Below are 303 nucleotides of genomic sequence, written 5' to 3' on the forward strand. Positions count from 1 at the left end.
GCTGGCGCTGTTGCGGCGCGTTGAGACGCGGGTGTCTCGCGCCGTTCGAAACCGCATGGCGAACCTGGATGCTCGAAAAGCCTCCCAGCACGCGGCTGCCGGCAGTCCGTACCGCGAGCAGCAGGTCGCGCCTGGCAAACGACGGCGAGCTGACGGCCGCCTGGATCTCGCGCGCCTCGTGCGCCCGGCTGACATCCGCCCAGCCGCTCCCGCCATTGCTCTCCAGCACCTTGGCGAGGTCGCCGAAGGTCTGGTTTTCCGCCTCGACGATTGCCAGCTGGAACCCGCCGGGCTCGGTCAGAG

The 303-nt window shown here is 69.6% G+C and carries 1 protein-coding gene; it reads right to left on the reverse strand.

What is annotated here, in order from left to right:
* On the reverse strand, positions 1-303 hold a 303-nt coding region (locus EN807_RS36025), incomplete at both ends, for a hypothetical protein (protein ID WP_189522704.1).

The sequence above is a fragment of the Mesorhizobium sp. M5C.F.Ca.ET.164.01.1.1 genome (assembly GCF_004792125.1).
Lineage (GTDB): Bacteria > Pseudomonadota > Alphaproteobacteria > Rhizobiales > Rhizobiaceae > Mesorhizobium > Mesorhizobium wenxiniae.